Consider the following 14665-nt stretch of genomic DNA (forward strand, 5'->3'; position numbering starts at 1 on the left):
GTCGGCCTGCGTTGATAGCCTGTCAGGCTGCGGTGGGGGCCGGTTTCGGCCCGTGCAGCTTGCGCTGCATCAGGAACATGGCGGCGCCGATACCCAGTCCGGCAATGTCGGTGAAGATACCGCCGTAGATCAGGAACAGCGCGCCGATCATCAGCACCAAACGCTGCCATGCCTGGATCGAGCCAAAGAACCATGCTTGTACCGTGGCCGACAGCATGAAGATACCGATCGACGCCGTAATCGCGACGCGAACGATCTGCATCGGTGTGCCTTCCATCAGCATGGCCGGGCTATAGAAGAACATGAACGGTACGATAAAGGCCGCCAACCCTACCTTGAACGAGGTAATGGAGGTTTGCATGGCGTTATCGCCAGAAATACCGGCAGCGGCATAAGAGGCCAGTGCCACGGGCGGGGTGATCGCCGACATGACGGCGAAGTAGAAGACGAAGAAGTGCGCAATCAGCGGCTGAATGCCGATGTTGATTAGGCCCGGCGCCACGACGGAAGCCGCCACGGCATAGGCCGCCGTGGTGGGCATGCCCATCCCCAGAAGAATGGAGATACACATGGCGAAGAACAGGGCCAACAGTTGGCTCACGCCCGCCATGCCCAGCAGCAGCGACGAGAAACGTGCGCCCACGCCGGTTAGGGAAATGACGCCCACGATCAGGCCTGCACAGGCACACACGGCGATGATCTGGATCGACATGGTGCCTGCCAGCTGCAGGGCCTTGAGGATTTCACGAATGCCCATCTTGTTGGGTGAAATCCAGCTCACCACGGCAGCCGCAGCTGTGGCCAGGGTGCCCGCACGGATGACCGAGTACCCCATGAACAGGGCGTAGATCAGGATGATGATCGGCGCAAACAGGTACGCGTGACGGGCCAGTTTGCGGAACTGCGGAATTTCATCCTTGCGCATGCCGCGCATGCCTTTCTTCGCGGCTTCCAGGTCGACCATGAAATAGACTGACAGGAAGTACAGCGCGGCCGGAATCAGCGCGGCAACGGCAATCTCGCGATAGGGAATGCCGGTGATTTCCGCCATGATGAAGGCACCTGCGCCCATGATCGGCGGCATGATCTGGCCGCCGGTCGAGGCAGCGGCTTCGATCGCTCCTGCGCTACGGCCCGGATAACCTACCTTCTTCATCAGCGGGATGGTCAGAGAGCCGGTGGAGACCACGTTGCCCGCTGAGGTGCCGTTGATCATGCCCATCAGGCCAGAAGCGAAAATCGACACCTTGGCCGGACCGCCCCGCGAGCGCCCTGCAGCGGCAAAGGCGAAGTTGACGAAGTAGTCGCCCACTTTCGAGGCTTGCAGGAACGCTGCAAAAATAATGAACAGAATGATGTAAGTGGAGGAGACCGCCGTCGTTTGCCCGAGCACCCCGATATCGGTGTAGAGCTGGCTGAAGAAGCGGTTGACCGACAGACCTGGGTAGCTCAGGAAGCCAGGCAGGTAAGGGCCGCCAAACACATAGGCCAGAAAAATGGCAGAAATGATGACCAGTGCATTACCTGCTACGCGGCGGGTCAGCTCCAGAATCAGCAGCGAACCGGCCATGGCGGCGTAGGTAATGCCAACCGGGGCAAAAGAGGTGCCCGTGGACATACGCAGTGGCGTATTGTAAACCGTGATCAGATAACCCGCGCTGGCCAGTGCGACGATCATCAGCACCAGGTCAGGCATGGAGAATTTGGAGCGCTCCAGGCGATAGAACCAGGACAGCAAGATAGCCCCTACCGTGGCGAGCAGCATCGGGTAGCCGAAGTGCCAGGTTTCCACCTGTGGGTCGATACGCATGGCGCCCCCGGAAAGGGCTTGCCACATCAGAAAGGCCTGTACCAGCGCGTAGCCTGCAGGCAGCAGCAGCGCGGCACCCAGCAGTGTCAGCCACTTGGGCGACTCATCGCTGGCGTCGCTGGCAAATCGTGCTCCAGTGAACAGACCAAAGCCAAGGATCAGGGCGCCTGCCACGTGAATGATCCGGTAGGTCCATGTTTCCATGGGCAGGACGTTCAGCGTGATCAGGTGAAACAGCGAGTAGGCGATGGCAACGCCGGCGAAAAGCATCCACTGCCAGCCGGTAAACAGGCGACGGTTTGACTCGACGACCTCTTCGTCGACACCTTCGGCGAGTATGGCCTTGGCGTCCTGTTGCTCAATAGAGTCGCTAGCGGGTGCAGCCGGGTTGGGGCTGCCGGTGTTGTTGCTCATGGAGGTTACCCTTGGGATGGATCGTCAGCGAAGGTGCTTGGGTAATTCAGGAGGTGCTTATTCATGGCCAGAGCGGCAAGAGCCGACCCTGTAAAGAGTCGGCTCTTGTCCTGGTGCGCCAGCGCTTACTGGCGAATCATGTCGTCGGCAATCTCATAGCCGTTTTCGTTGAACCAGCGGGCAGCACCGGGGTGGTAAGGCATGACCGTGTTGTACTTGACGTTCTCGGGAATGCTCTCTTCGGCACTGCGGTGGATAGACACCATCCGGTCGTTGTTTTCCATGGTGATGCGCGTTACTTCATACACCAGGCTTTCAGGCAGGTCGCAGCCGGCAATGGCGAAGTTCCACATGGAAACGGCACGGGCGTCTTCTTCCAGCGTTTCGTAAGTGCTGGCCGGGATCATGAATTCAGAGACCGGGAAGGCGTCGACGATCTTGGCCTGCTCTTCTTCGGTGAACTCGATAATGTTGACGTCAGTTTGAACTTCCAGCTGGCTGACGGCCGGGATCGGTACGCCCGCTGCAAAGGCAACGACGTCCAGCAGTCCATCCTGCAACTGGCCGCCAAGGTCAGACCAGCCGCCGTTACGGCGCTCGAAATTGACGCCCAGCTCTTCGAGGATGGCAGGGAAGTAAACGTCAGAGGTGGAGCCTGCAGGGCCGAAACCAATGCGCGAACCGTCCGGAATATCGGAAATGGAGGTAATGCCGGTGCTGGCCAGAGCCGTGATGGAGAACGGCGTCTCGTACATGGGGAACAGGGCACAAGCGTTATCCATGACGACACCCGGTGCCAGCGGGCTACGACCGTTCATGGCGTCATCTGCAGGGCCCAGTGTGGTCAGGCCGAAGGCCAGCTCACCCGCGTGAACCAGTGCCAGGTTCTGAGTCGGTCCACCGGTGACTTCACCACCGCCGGTAATGCCACCCAACTGGTCGGCCAGCAGGTTAGCCCAGCCAGAACCGTAGATATAGAAGGTACCGCCCTGGCTGGCAGTGCCCACGGTAAAGCTGGAGGGCCAGCCCTCACGATCAACTTCCGCGTGGGCGGTGGTCGCAGCGACCAGCGCGCCGCCAGCCAGCAGGGCAAGAGACTTGGGCATCATATTACGCATGGCGAGATTTCCTAAGCTGTTATTGGGATTATCGTCTGGCATATCGAGAGTGTGGCCAGTGCTTGTTCTAATAAGCAGCTTAATGTAGAGCGATTGTCGTGCCAATGGCTTTGTTTTATTTGAATACAATCGCTTATGGATATCTTATTCAACTTTGGTTGAAAGGCGCTCGACGCTTTATGGATGGCTTTACGCACAGATTCATGGAAATAGCGTGCGGTTTTCCGCACATTTTGGCGAGAAAGACGACTCCCAAGCGTCGCTACTTCGGCTTGCCGGGATCCAGGATACGCACTGGCTGTAGATCCTGTACTTTTTGCTCATCGCGCACCTGATTGACTCGAGTCACCAGCTCCGGTGATGTGTCATCCTCGATCGGCAGCTGTTCGAAGAAATCACAGCTGACGCACTCACGGTAGCGAATGCCATTCTGTTCCCAGGCACGAATACGGTCCATGGCGGCGCAGCGGGGGCATGTAACCCCGGCAATAAAGCGTTTGATACTCGACATGACAAGACTCCCGATACGCGGCAGCAGGGCTGCCGCGCAGAGATAAAGGGTGGATCAGGCGGCACGAATGCCGCTGTGGCGCAGCAACGGCGCCACACTGGGCTCGCGACCACGAAACGCGACGAACAGCTCGGCAGCATCGCGGGCGCCGCCCTGTTCAAGGATCTCTTCCTTGAAGCGCTGGCCGGTGGCAGGGTCAAAAATACCCGCTTCTTCGAAGGCACTCCAGGCGTCGGCAGAGAGCACTTCGGCCCACTTGTAGCTGTAATATCCCGCCGCATAGCCCCCTGCAAAGATGTGGCTAAAGCTGTTCTGGAAGCGATTGAAGGGCACCACGGGAACCACTGAGGTGTGGCGGCGTACATCGTCCAGCAAACGTTGGACATCGGCAGCGCTGGGTGCTTCCAATTCATGGTGCAGGCGCATGTCGAAGAGCGAAAACTCTATCTGGCGCAACATGCCCATGGCGGACTGGAAGTTTTTAGCCGCCTGGAGACGCTCGAACAGTGCATCGGGGAGCGGCTCGCCGGTATCGACGTGCCTGGAGAGTAGTGCTAGCCCCTCTTTTTCCCAGCAGTAGTTCTCCATGAATTGGCTGGGCAGTTCGACCGCGTCCCAGGCCACGCCGTTGATGCCGGAAACATCGGCGATGTCCTGCTTGGTCAGCATGTGGTGCAAGCCGTGGCCGAACTCGTGGAACAGCGTCGTGACTTCGTCGTGGGTCAGCAAGGCAGGTTTGCCGCCCACCGGGGCGGTGAAATTACAGGTCAGGAAGGCGACCGGCAGTTGCAGGCCGTGTTCTGTCTGGCGGCGTACTCGGCAGTCCGCCATCCAGGCGCCTCCGCGTTTTCCCTCCCGGGCGTAAAGGTCGAGGTAGAAGCCCGCAATCGGCTTGCCTTGCTCGGTAATTCTGAAAAACCGCACATCGTCATGATAGCTGGCCACGCTGGTATCTTCCGCTACCTGCACGTTGTAGAGGCGCTCGATGACCTGAAACAACCCGTTGACCACGTGGGGGGCGGGAAAGTAGGGGCGCAGCTGCTCCTGAGAGAGGTCATGGCGAGCCACGCGCAGCTTTTCACTGGCATAGGCGACATCCCATGGCTGCAGCGTGTCGAGCCCGAGCTCATCACGGGCGTAGGCGCTGAGCTCGGCAAACTCCTGCTGAGCTTGCGGCTTGGCACGCTGGGCCAGGTCTTCGAGAAAGTCGAGTACCTGGGCGGGGGAGTCGGCCATCTTGGTAACCAGCGAGTAGTCGGCGTAAGTATCGAAGCCGAGCAGGCGGGCCAGCTCCTGGCGCAGGGCCAGCGTCTCTTCCAGAATGGGGGCGTTATCAAACTGGCCTGCTTTAGGGCCCTGGCTTGAGGCGCGCGTCACAAAGGCGGTATACACTTCCTCGCGCAGTTCACGGTTGTCGGCATAGCTGACGATCGGAAAGAAGCTGGGGAAGTCGAGCGTAATGCGGTAACCCTCTGCGCCTTTGGCCTCTGCCAGTGCTTTCAGCGTTTCCAGAGCACTTTCCGGCACGCCTGCCAGCAGCGTAGGGTCAGTGATGTCCTTGTGCCATGCCTGTGTGGCATCCAGCACATGGTTGGAAAACTGATTGGACAGCGTGGAGAGACGCGCTTGAATGTCGCCGTAACGCGCCTTCTTGTCGGCTGGCAGGTCCACGCCCGCCAAGCGGAAGTCGCGCAGCGCGTTATCAACGGTGCGCCGTTGGGCGGTGCTCAGGTCATGCCAAGCGGAGCCTTCCTTGAGCGCCTGCCAGCCCTTGAAGAGCCCTTCATGTTGGCCTACCCAGGTGCCAAAGGCCGACAGCTTCTCCAAACAGGCTTGATAGGCGTCACGCAGTTCCGGGCTGTTCATGGTGCTGTTGAGGTGCAACACCGGCGACCAGGCCTGAGACAGGCGGTCGTTCACGGCTTCCATGGGCGCGGCAAAGTTGTCCCAGGTAGGCGGTTGATGAGCGGCTTGTTGGGCAAGGCGCTCGATGGCGTCGCGACCCTCATTGAGCAGTTGTTCTACCGCGGGCACCACGTGTTCGGCACGAATGTCGGCGAAAGGGGGGAGCTCATGGCTCTCTAGCAACGGGTTACGGGACATAGGCACCTCATGGCGGCAGGTTGGTTCATGCGGGCGCGTAAAGCGTCCGTGGATAATGACACAGTGCGGGCAGCCAAGGTCAGTTTCAATGGCGGCATTGGCCTGGAGGCATGCGCCTGCTAGTCTTGCCGCCTTTTGATACGTCGAATCGAGTGCCACCAAGGCAGGAGCAGAAGATGAGTGAAACGCTGGAGCGTTGGGGGTCGAAGCGTGCCTTTATTCTCGCGGTGACCGGTGCTGCGGTAGGGCTTGGCAATATTTGGCGTTTTCCCTATGTGGCCGGGGAAAACGGCGGGGCGGCCTTCTTGCTGATTTACGTGGCGTTTGTCCTGTTGCTGGGCCTGCCCGTGATGATGGCGGAAATACTCATTGGCCGCGCTGGCCGTCGAGGCCCCATGCAGTCACTGGGCGTACTGGCCACACAGGCGGGTGCCTCGCCCCACTGGCGCTGGCTGGGGCTGTTCGGCGCGCTGACGGTGTTTTGCATTCTGTCGTTTTATTCCGTGGTGTCTGGCTGGTCGATCGAGTTTCTGGTGGCCTCCATCAATGGCAGCTTTGACGGGGCCAGTGCCGCCGAGATCGGCGCTGGCTTTGACGCCTTTCTGGCCAATCCAGGCTTGCTGATTTTCAACCATTCACTGTTCCTGTTCATGACCATGACGGTGGTAGCGGCTGGCGTCGCGAAAGGCCTGGAGCGGCTCAATAATCTCTTGATGCCGGTGCTCTATGGCCTGCTCCTGCTGTTAGCCATTTATGCCATGACCACCAGTGGTTTTGGGGCGGCGCTGCACTGGCTGTTCATGCCGTCTTTCGAAAACGTCACCGCGTCGGTGGTGCTGCATGCCATGGGACACGCTTTTTTCACCCTGGCCGTAGGGGCGTGTGCGTTGATGGCCTACGGGGCCTATATGCCGGATGAGCAGAGCCTGCCGAAAGCCGCTTGTGCGGTGGCCGTGCTGGATATCAGCGTGGCGCTGCTGGCGGGTATCGCGATCTTTTCGGTAGTGTTTGCCCAGGGGATGGACCCGGCGGACGGGCCGGGGCTGATGTTCGTGACCCTGCCCATTGCCTTCTCCGAGTTGCCCTGGGGCTCCCTGTGGCTGAGCGTGTTCTTTTTGCTGCTGCTGTTGGCAACATGGACGTCAGCCATCAATCTGGCGGAGCCCATGGTGGCCACGTTGCAGGGCCTTGGCTGGCGGCGTAGCGTTTCTACGGCTGTCGTGGCGATCAGTGTCTGGCTGCTGGGGCTGCTGTCGGCCTTCTCCTTTTCTCACCTGGCGGAGTTTAGACCGCTGTTTGGGCGCAATGTGTTCGAGCTGGTCAGCAGTATTCCCCCCGATATCTTCCTGCCCATGGGGGGATTGCTGATTGCCATCTTTGCGGCCTGGGTGATGCCACAGGCTCAGGTGATGCGCACCTTGGGCGTAGGGGAGCGAGGCTTTCTAGTGTGGCAGCGTCTGGTGCGCTGGGTTTCCATTCCGTTGACGTTCATCGTTCTGCTGGGTGGATTGCTATAGTAGTTCTTATGTGGCTGACAGGAGAGTCTTCATGAGCAATGCCTTACGCGCGTTTCACGCCCACTCCCCTACGTTGGGCGAGCGTGTCTATATCGACCCGGCCAGTGTCGTGATCGGCAACGTCACTCTGGGCGACGACTGCTCGGTATGGCCCATGAGCGTGATCCGTGGCGATATGCACCGGATTACCATTGGGGCGCGCACCAGCGTGCAGGATGGCAGCGTGCTGCATATCACCCACGCCAGCGATTTCAACCCGGAGGGCTTTCCTTTGACGATCGGTGACGATGTCACCATCGGTCACAAGGCCATTCTTCACGGCTGTACGTTGGGCAACCGTATTCTGGTGGGCATGGGCGCCATCGTCATGGATGGCGCGGTGGTGGAAGACGAGGTGATCATTGCGGCGGGAGCGGTGGTGACACCTGGCAAACGGCTGGAAAGTGGCCATGTATATGCGGGCAACCCTGCCAAGCCACTGCGACCTTTGAAAGAGCAGGAGCGGGCCTTTTTCCCCTATACGGCAGGCAACTACGTCAAATTGAAGGACGAGTTTCTAGCACAGCAACGTGGTTAGCCTAAACCTTTGGTAAACGGCAGCTTTTTTTATATCAGGCCGTGTTGTAGTCTTCGATAATCTGGTAATTTATCCAGTTTTTCAGAGTGCCACGACATGGCCAACTTTCGCACGCACATTACCGTGGCCGCCGCAGGCGGTACGCTCATGGCCTATATGGGCTGGCAAGCGCAGTGGTGGCCCGCGTCGCAATCCTTGCTGATCATTGCGCTGGTGGCCTTCGGTGGCATCCTGCCCGACATAGACGCAGACCGTTCCCGCTCTATCCGTCTGATTTTCAATCTGTTGTCGGTGCCTACCCTGGTATTGGGGGTGTTGATGCTGCAGCCCTGGTTGACGCCTGGACTGCTGCTGGTGGCCTGCGGCGGTATCTATTTCTCAGTGCGCTACCTAGCCGCGATTCTCTTCTCCAGATTGACCGTTCACCGAGGGATCTGGCACTCGTTGATGGCGGCGGGGCTGTGCGCCCTGGCGACGGCGGCGCTCAGCTACCATCTGCTAGCGCAGCCCGCCTGGTTGGCCTGGTCGCACGGTGCCGCGGTACTGGTGGGGTTTATCATCCACCTGGGACTGGATGAGCTGTTCAGTGTCGATCTGGAGGGGGCGCGGCTGAAGCGCTCGTTTGGTACGGCGCTCAAGTTGGGCGACAGCCGACGTCCTCTCTCTAATCTTTTGATGCTCATTGCCATGCTGGTGCTGGTGCCCTGGGTGCCGCCCTGGGGAGTGCTGCTGGAACTGATGCGTCAAGGGTCACTGCTGTGGCGGTAATCGTCAGCGCTCAGGCCATGCTTTTTGAGCTTGTCGTAGAACGTCTTGCGCGGAATGCCCAGGTGGCGACATACTTCCGTTACGCGGCCGTGGTGACGCGCCAGTGACTGGCTGATCAGGCTCTTTTCGAACAGCTCTACCTGGCGCGGTAGCGTGGGTTCATGGGTGTCTGCGGCGACACCTTCCAGCAAGGCGTCCAGCCGATAGTCGAACGCGGCACCCAGCAAAACGTAACGTTCGGCAAGGTTGCGCAGCTCGCGCACGTTGCCTGGCCAGTCGTGGGCCAGCAGGGCGGCAATGGCCGGGCTGTCCAGCGTTGGCGCTTCCAGCCCGCTACGATTGGCGGCGACCACGGCAAAGTGCTGAAAAAGGAGCGGGATGTCTTCCCGCCGTTCGCGCAGGGCGGGCAGGGGCAGGGTGACCACATTGAGACGGTAGTAGAGGTCTTCGCGAAACAGCCCGTCGTCGGCCGCTACTTTGAGATCTACCTTGGTGGCGGCAATCACGCGAATATCGAGCGGTACGGCTTCATTGGCTCCCAGGCGTTCGACGCTGCGCTCCTGCAGTACGCGCAGCAGTTTGACCTGCAGCGCCATGGGCATGGACTCGATCTCATCCAGAAACACCGTGCCGCCGTTGGCATGCTCGAACTTGCCAATACGCCGCTCCACGGCCCCTGTGAAAGCGCCTTTTTCGTGCCCAAACAGCTCTGATTCGATGGTGTTTTCCGGCACGGCGCCGCAGTTGATCGCCATGAAGGGGCTATTGCGACGAGCGCTGCGTTCATGGATCGCGCGGGCCACCAGGTCTTTCCCTGTGCCGGTTTCGCCAAACAGCAAGACATCGGCCTCTACCTGGCTGATGCGCTGGATCATGGCTGCCAGGCGCGAAATGACCGGCGTGCGGCCTACCAGGCGAGGCCCGAGCGCAGCGTGCTGGACTTCGAGCTCGGCTTTCAGGCGCAGGTTTTCCAGGCTTAGCTGGCGCTTTTCGATGCCGCGTCTCACGACGTCCAGCAGCTGATCGCCTGCAAAAGGCTTTTCCAGAAAATCCCAGGCGCCGGCGCGCATTGCTTCTACCGCCGTCGAGATGTCGCCATGGCCAGTGATCAGAATGATCGGCAGGGTGGCATCGCGATGGTGAAGCTCATGCAACAGGGCCATGCCATCCATGCCAGGCATGCGAATGTCGCTGACGATGACGCCAGGGAAGTCGTCGGGCAGCGCCGCCAAGGCTTGCTCTGCGGATTCGAAGCAGTAGGGGGTGTAGCCGGCCAGCTCCAGAGTCTGGCTCGCGGTGATACGCAGATGTGGCTCGTCGTCGATCACCATGACCGGCAGTGTCGACGGTTCATGCATGGTTATTGTTCTCCGTTATTCTATGCTGCTCGCCTAGGGGCGACACGATGGTGCGCGGCAGGGAAATCGTGAAGCACGCGCCTCCCACGGCCCGGTTGGTGGCCTGTAGCTTGCCGCCCAGATCCTCCATGATACGCGATGAGATGGAAAGTCCTAGCCCCAGGCCGCTGCCCGGCGCCTTGGTAGTGAAAAAGGGCTCGAAGATCCGCGACACATGGTGCTTGGCGATACCGGGGCCGTTGTCGATGACATGAATTCGTACCTGGTCAGACGTGGCCTCGGCCCGCAGCGTGAGGGTGGGCTGGGCGACGTCTTTCATCGCCTGGATGGCATTGCCAATCAGGTTGACGATGACCTGTTCCAGGCGTACCAGATCCCCCTCTACCCACAGGGTTTCGGCGGGCCATTGAGGCGTCACCTGGATACTGCTATCGCGCAGTCGGCTGTGAAACAGGCGCAGGGCGTACTCGATGCAGGCCTGGACAGAAATGGTTTCGTGGCGCTCGCTGCTTTTGCGAGAAAACTGGCGTAGCTGAGCACTGATATCTGCCATGCGCTGGGTCAGCTCGACGATTTGCGCCAGATTGGCATCGGCTTGCTCGATGCGCGTCAATTCGATGAAACGGCGCGCGTTTTCAGCATAGGCGCGAATAGCGGCCAGCGGCTGATTGAGCTCATGATTGATGCCTGCGGCCAGTTGGCCCAACACGGCCAGCTTGGCGACCTGGATCAGCTCGTTTTGGGTCTGCTGTAGGTTGGCTTCTGCCCGGCGACGCTCTTCGATTTCATCGGAGAGGCGTTGATTGGTGGCCAACAGGTCGCGTGTTCGACGCTCAACGCTGGCTTCCAGCTCATCGCGCGCGCGCGCCAGAGTCTGTCGTTCACGTTCGGCAAAGGCTTCCCGCTCCCGGCGTAGCCGCAACCGTTGCCAGCCGATGCCAGCGCCCAGTGCAACGACCCCATAGAGCCCTCCTGCCATCAAGGCGGCCACCCACTGGGCGCTGACCACCGAGTTCAGCGGTTTGAGAATATGCATTTGCCAGCCAAATTCGGGTAGCGGCCGGGTCAAGCTGAGGTAGCGTTCTCCCTGCAGTGGCCCATGGGCAAAGCTGACAAGGTGGCTGCCGGGGCCATGGGAGGCTTCTACCTCGATGCCGGAGGGGTCGAGCGGCTCGATGGCATAGCGACGCGTTGCGCGAAGGCTTTCGCGCTGCGCTTCGTTGAGGGGGTAGAGCGCATTCATGCGCAGCTCGGGTTGGCTGGCCATGAAAATGATCGAGTCGCTGTCCGTGACAAACAGCTCCGCATCTTGCTGTGCCCAGCTCTCTTCGACCTCATCGAGCAGCACCTTGATGACCAGCACGCCATCCGGTGTGGCGTCGGGTGAGGTATCGTCCAGCCACACGGGGGCAGAAAAGAAGTATCCCCGCTCCAGCGACTGCGTACCCAGACCGTAAAAACGCCCCTGCCCACCGGCAATGGCATCGGTGTAATAACTGCGGAAGGCGTAGTTATGGCCAATGAAAGTATTGGGGCGATGCCAGTTGCTGGCCGCAATGGTGTAGGCGTCGCGATCCAGCAGATAAACGTCCGACACGCCCGCTGTAAACCGAAAACGGTCCAATAGCAGGTTCAGCGACATGGGGTCCTGACCTTCAGGCGCGGCCAGGTAACGCTGGATGCCTTCTCGGGTAGAGAGCATTTGGGGCAGGTAATCATAACGGGATAGGTAGCCCGTCAAGTTGGCTGCTGATAGGCGCAGCTCGTTTTCAGCGTCGTCGCGCAGATTGGCAAGCGCCTGCTCGCGGGCTAGCTGGGCGGCCTGCCACATGCACAGCGCAAGCCCCACCGGCAGGATCAGCAGCCAGGCAAGCCGCCAACGTGGGCCGGGAGAGCGGCTCATGCGGAGGTGCGCGTGCCCTGGGCACGGCGTAATGCGCGCTGAGCGCGGGTCTCCGCACGGGCCATTTCGAGTAGCCCCTCTTCCACATACACCAGGTGTTCGTGAGCGCGGGCTCGGGCGTCTTCTGCGCGGCCCTCCAGGATGGCATCGAGCAGCGCTCGGTGCTGCTTCATCAACTGTGAGCGGGAGTCTGGCTTGGCAAACAGGTGCGCCAGATTATCCACGATACTCTGCTCCAGGAGATGGAAGATACCGCGAATGGTGTGCAAGAGCAGGACATTGTGCGCTGCTTCGGCAATCGCCAAATGAAACGCGGCGTCCAGCTTGGCTTCCTGTGCAGGGTCGGCGCCGACGAAACCGCCGTCCAGCTCCTCGAAGCGCTGTATCAGCACGGCTTTGTCGGCGGGTGTCGAGCGCAGTGCAGCATAGTAGGCCGATATGCCCTCCATGGCATCGCGAAACTCCAGCAGATCCAGGTGAAATTCCTTGTGGCGGGAAAGCATTTCCAGCAAGGGGTCGGTATAGCCGCTGTTGAGCGTCTCGTTGACAAAGGTGCCGCCGCCTTGGCGACTGCTCAGTAATCCGCGGGCAGCCAATTTCTGAATGGCTTCTCGCAAGGAAGGGCGAGAAACACCAAAACGCTCAGCCAGCTCTCTTTCAGGGGGCAAGCGCTGCCCGGGTTTCAAGCTTCCTTCCAGAATCATGCCTTCAAGGCGTTCGGTAATCACATCGGCAAGGCGCTGTTGGCGGAGCGGCGGGTAAGACATGAACAGTAGCTCCAATAATTGGTAAGACCAAGGGTAATCAATTTAAATGTTCCGCTCAAGCGTCCGTAGCATGCCATTCCAATAAGAAAGCAGCGCTTTGAACTAAAGTATGGTGGGCACCATGGGCTAATTGCACGTTTTGTGTTTGACACACAAGATCGGCCTATCTAATGTTGTTTCTGTTTTTTTTGTAAATTGGTAAAACCAATTAATACGCTAGAGCGCTGGCATACTCATGCGTCGTGGGTAAGCAAGAGCATGTAGGCATGGCTTTTTGCTGACGTGACAACAACAGTGCAATCTCTCCATAGGGTGCTCCATGATCATTTCTGCCTCCACGGACTATCGCCGGGCTGCCAAGCGTCGCCTTCCCCCTTTCCTCTTTCATTATGCGGATGGAGGGTCGTACGCAGAGCACACCCTGCGTCGCAACGTGGATGACCTGCGTGATGTTGCGCTACGTCAGCGGGTGCTGAAGGACATGTCCTCGCTTTCTCTGGAAACCGAGCTGTTTGGTGAAAAGCTTGCGATGCCGTTGGCGCTGGCGCCGGTAGGGCTGGCAGGTATGTATGCTCGGCGGGGCGAGGTGCAGGCAGCCCGCGCGGCCAGTAAGAAAGGGGTGCCCTTTACCCTGTCGACCGTATCGGTTTGCCCGATTGCCGAAGTGGCGGCAGCGGTCGACCGGCCCATCTGGTTTCAGCTCTACGTGCTGAAAGACCGTGGGTTCATGAAGCATGTGCTGGATCGTGCCAAGGAAGCGGGCGTAAAGACGCTCGTTTTTACCGTGGATATGCCGGTACCTGGGGCGCGTTATCGTGATGCCCACTCCGGCATGAGCGGCAAGCACGGCCCAGCACGGCGTATTCTGCAAGCGGCACTGCATCCCCTGTGGGCCTGGGACGTTGGGGTCAATGGCCGCCCCCATGACCTGGGAAATGTGTCCGACTATCGCGGCAAGCCAACCGAGCTCGAGGATTACATTGCCTGGCTGGGCGATAACTTCGATCCTTCTATCTCCTGGAAAGATCTGGAGTGGATTCGAGAGCAGTGGGATGGGCCCATGATCATCAAGGGCATTCTTGATGCGGAAGATGCGCGGGATGCGGTGCGATTTGGCGCAGATGGTATCGTGGTATCCAACCATGGCGGCCGTCAGCTGGACGGCGTGCCGTCCACGGCTCGGGCGCTACCCGCCATTGCAGATGCGGTCAAAGGAGATCTAGCGATTCTGGCGGACTCTGGCGTGCGCAGTGGTCTGGATGTCGTCAGAATGATTGCCATGGGAGCGGATACGGTGCTGATTGGCCGAGCATTCATCTATGCGCTGGCGACAGCGGGAGAGGCTGGCGTGACCCATCTTCTCGAGTTGTTTGAAAAAGAAATGCGCGTTGCCATGACGTTGACCGGGGCGCGCACCATTGCTGAACTCGGCTCCCAGTCACTGGTGTCTAATGCTCAGCAGGTACTGTTGCAAGAGTAAAAGCAGGCGGTGCTGCCTGATAGTAGAGACGGTATATAGGTGTGCGACTGCAAGGCGTGAAATTATTTTACAAAAGCCCTTGCCAACCCGGCAGCGAATCCGTAAAGTACGCATCCGCTGCCGGGGACGCCAAGCGTTACCAGCGGTGAAGAAGGTTGAAAAACCTTCGGTTTGTCAGGAAGTTAGTGTCATCTGCTGGTTGGATTGATCGCTCGCTTCACTCGCTGAAAACAGCCCTTGACAAGCACCACGGAATGCGTAGAATACGCCTTCCTCGCTGAGGCAACACGGTTCAGGTCATCGAGCCAGCCGCAGCGAAATGATTACAGTAGTATCGCT

At 59.5% G+C, this 14665-nt stretch carries 11 protein-coding genes; 4 read left to right on the forward strand and 7 right to left on the reverse strand.

Annotated elements, in window-relative coordinates; translation table 11 throughout:
• Positions 1-22: 22 nt before the first annotated feature.
• From B7L71_RS10885 to prlC, 4 genes are all read right to left on the reverse strand, one after another.
• Positions 23-2224, reverse strand: a complete 2202-nt coding sequence (locus B7L71_RS10885; RefSeq protein WP_081137917.1) for a TRAP transporter permease — start codon at positions 2222-2224, stop codon at positions 23-25.
• 125 nt (positions 2225-2349) lie between these two features.
• Positions 2350-3342 carry a TAXI family TRAP transporter solute-binding subunit gene (locus B7L71_RS10890; RefSeq protein WP_081137918.1) on the reverse strand — a complete coding sequence of 331 codons (993 nt, stop codon included), beginning with the start codon at positions 3340-3342 and terminating at the stop codon, positions 2350-2352.
• A 262-nt stretch (positions 3343-3604) separates the two neighbouring features.
• Complete coding sequence (locus tag B7L71_RS10895) at positions 3605-3853, reverse strand: YheV family putative zinc ribbon protein (RefSeq protein WP_081137920.1); 249 nt, start codon at positions 3851-3853, stop codon at positions 3605-3607.
• Positions 3854-3907: 54 nt separating this feature from the next.
• Positions 3908-5956, reverse strand: coding sequence for an oligopeptidase A (gene prlC / locus B7L71_RS10900; protein WP_081137921.1), 2049 nt, complete (start codon positions 5954-5956; stop codon positions 3908-3910).
• 176 nt (positions 5957-6132) lie between these two features.
• Between prlC and B7L71_RS10905 the strand changes: the two genes are divergently transcribed.
• The 3 genes from B7L71_RS10905 (at position 6133) to B7L71_RS10915 (ending at position 8818) form a co-directional block, all read left to right on the forward strand.
• The gene (locus B7L71_RS10905) at positions 6133-7473 is read left to right on the forward strand and encodes a sodium-dependent transporter (protein WP_081137923.1); all 1341 of its coding nucleotides are present in this window, start codon (positions 6133-6135) and stop codon (positions 7471-7473) included.
• 31 nt (positions 7474-7504) lie between these two features.
• Positions 7505-8050 (forward strand): gamma carbonic anhydrase family protein, encoded by a 546-nt coding sequence (locus tag B7L71_RS10910; RefSeq protein ID WP_081137925.1) that lies wholly within the window; start codon positions 7505-7507, stop codon positions 8048-8050.
• Between the two features lie 96 nt (positions 8051-8146).
• Positions 8147-8818, forward strand: coding sequence for a metal-dependent hydrolase (locus B7L71_RS10915; RefSeq protein ID WP_081137927.1), 672 nt, complete (start codon positions 8147-8149; stop codon positions 8816-8818).
• Here B7L71_RS10915 and B7L71_RS10920 read toward each other — a convergent pair.
• The 3 genes from B7L71_RS10920 to B7L71_RS10930 are packed head-to-tail and all read right to left on the reverse strand — an operon-like array spanning position 8794 to position 12846.
• Positions 8794-10176: a sigma-54-dependent transcriptional regulator gene (locus B7L71_RS10920; protein WP_016915674.1), complete on the reverse strand. Its 1383-nt coding sequence runs from the start codon at positions 10174-10176 to the stop codon at positions 8794-8796. The two genes, B7L71_RS10915 and B7L71_RS10920, sit on opposite strands and share 25 nt — an antisense overlap.
• A complete protein-coding gene (locus B7L71_RS10925) occupies positions 10169-12079 on the reverse strand; it encodes an ATP-binding protein (RefSeq protein WP_081137928.1) in 1911 nt (636 codons plus the stop codon). The genes B7L71_RS10920 and B7L71_RS10925 overlap by 8 nt, the downstream gene beginning before the upstream one ends.
• The gene (locus B7L71_RS10930; protein ID WP_081137930.1) at positions 12076-12846 is read right to left on the reverse strand and encodes a GntR family transcriptional regulator; all 771 of its coding nucleotides are present in this window, start codon (positions 12844-12846) and stop codon (positions 12076-12078) included. The genes B7L71_RS10925 and B7L71_RS10930 overlap by 4 nt, the downstream gene beginning before the upstream one ends.
• Before the next feature lie 319 nt (positions 12847-13165).
• Here B7L71_RS10930 and lldD point away from each other — a divergent pair, with 319 nt between their 5' ends.
• Entirely contained in the window at positions 13166-14326 is a 1161-nt protein-coding gene (gene lldD, locus B7L71_RS10935; RefSeq protein ID WP_081137932.1) for an FMN-dependent L-lactate dehydrogenase LldD, read from the forward strand.
• Positions 14327-14665: the final 339 nt, after the last annotated feature.

This window comes from Halomonas sp. BC2 (assembly GCF_002078115.1).
Taxonomy (GTDB): Bacteria; Pseudomonadota; Gammaproteobacteria; order Pseudomonadales; family Halomonadaceae; genus Vreelandella; species Vreelandella stevensii.

What these genes read in the sequence shown, in the direction of transcription:
- B7L71_RS10920 (WP_016915674.1), bottom strand. Translation starts at nt 10,176, where the DNA reads ATGCATGAACCGTCGACACTGCCGGTCATGGTGATCGACGACGAGCCA.
- prlC (WP_081137921.1), bottom strand. Translation starts at nt 5,956, where the DNA reads ATGTCCCGTAACCCGTTGCTAGAGAGCCATGAGCTCCCCCCTTTCGCC.
- B7L71_RS10925 (WP_081137928.1), bottom strand. Translation starts at nt 12,079, where the DNA reads ATGAGCCGCTCTCCCGGCCCACGTTGGCGGCTTGCCTGGCTGCTGATC.
- B7L71_RS10910 (WP_081137925.1), top strand. Translation starts at nt 7,505, where the DNA reads ATGAGCAATGCCTTACGCGCGTTTCACGCCCACTCCCCTACGTTGGGC.
- B7L71_RS10890 (WP_081137918.1), bottom strand. Translation starts at nt 3,342, where the DNA reads ATGCGTAATATGATGCCCAAGTCTCTTGCCCTGCTGGCTGGCGGCGCG.
- B7L71_RS10895 (WP_081137920.1), bottom strand. Translation starts at nt 3,853, where the DNA reads ATGTCGAGTATCAAACGCTTTATTGCCGGGGTTACATGCCCCCGCTGC.
- B7L71_RS10930 (WP_081137930.1), bottom strand. Translation starts at nt 12,846, where the DNA reads ATGTCTTACCCGCCGCTCCGCCAACAGCGCCTTGCCGATGTGATTACC.
- B7L71_RS10885 (WP_081137917.1), bottom strand. Translation starts at nt 2,224, where the DNA reads ATGAGCAACAACACCGGCAGCCCCAACCCGGCTGCACCCGCTAGCGAC.
- B7L71_RS10905 (WP_081137923.1), top strand. Translation starts at nt 6,133, where the DNA reads ATGAGTGAAACGCTGGAGCGTTGGGGGTCGAAGCGTGCCTTTATTCTC.
- B7L71_RS10915 (WP_081137927.1), top strand. Translation starts at nt 8,147, where the DNA reads ATGGCCAACTTTCGCACGCACATTACCGTGGCCGCCGCAGGCGGTACG.
- lldD (WP_081137932.1), top strand. Translation starts at nt 13,166, where the DNA reads ATGATCATTTCTGCCTCCACGGACTATCGCCGGGCTGCCAAGCGTCGC.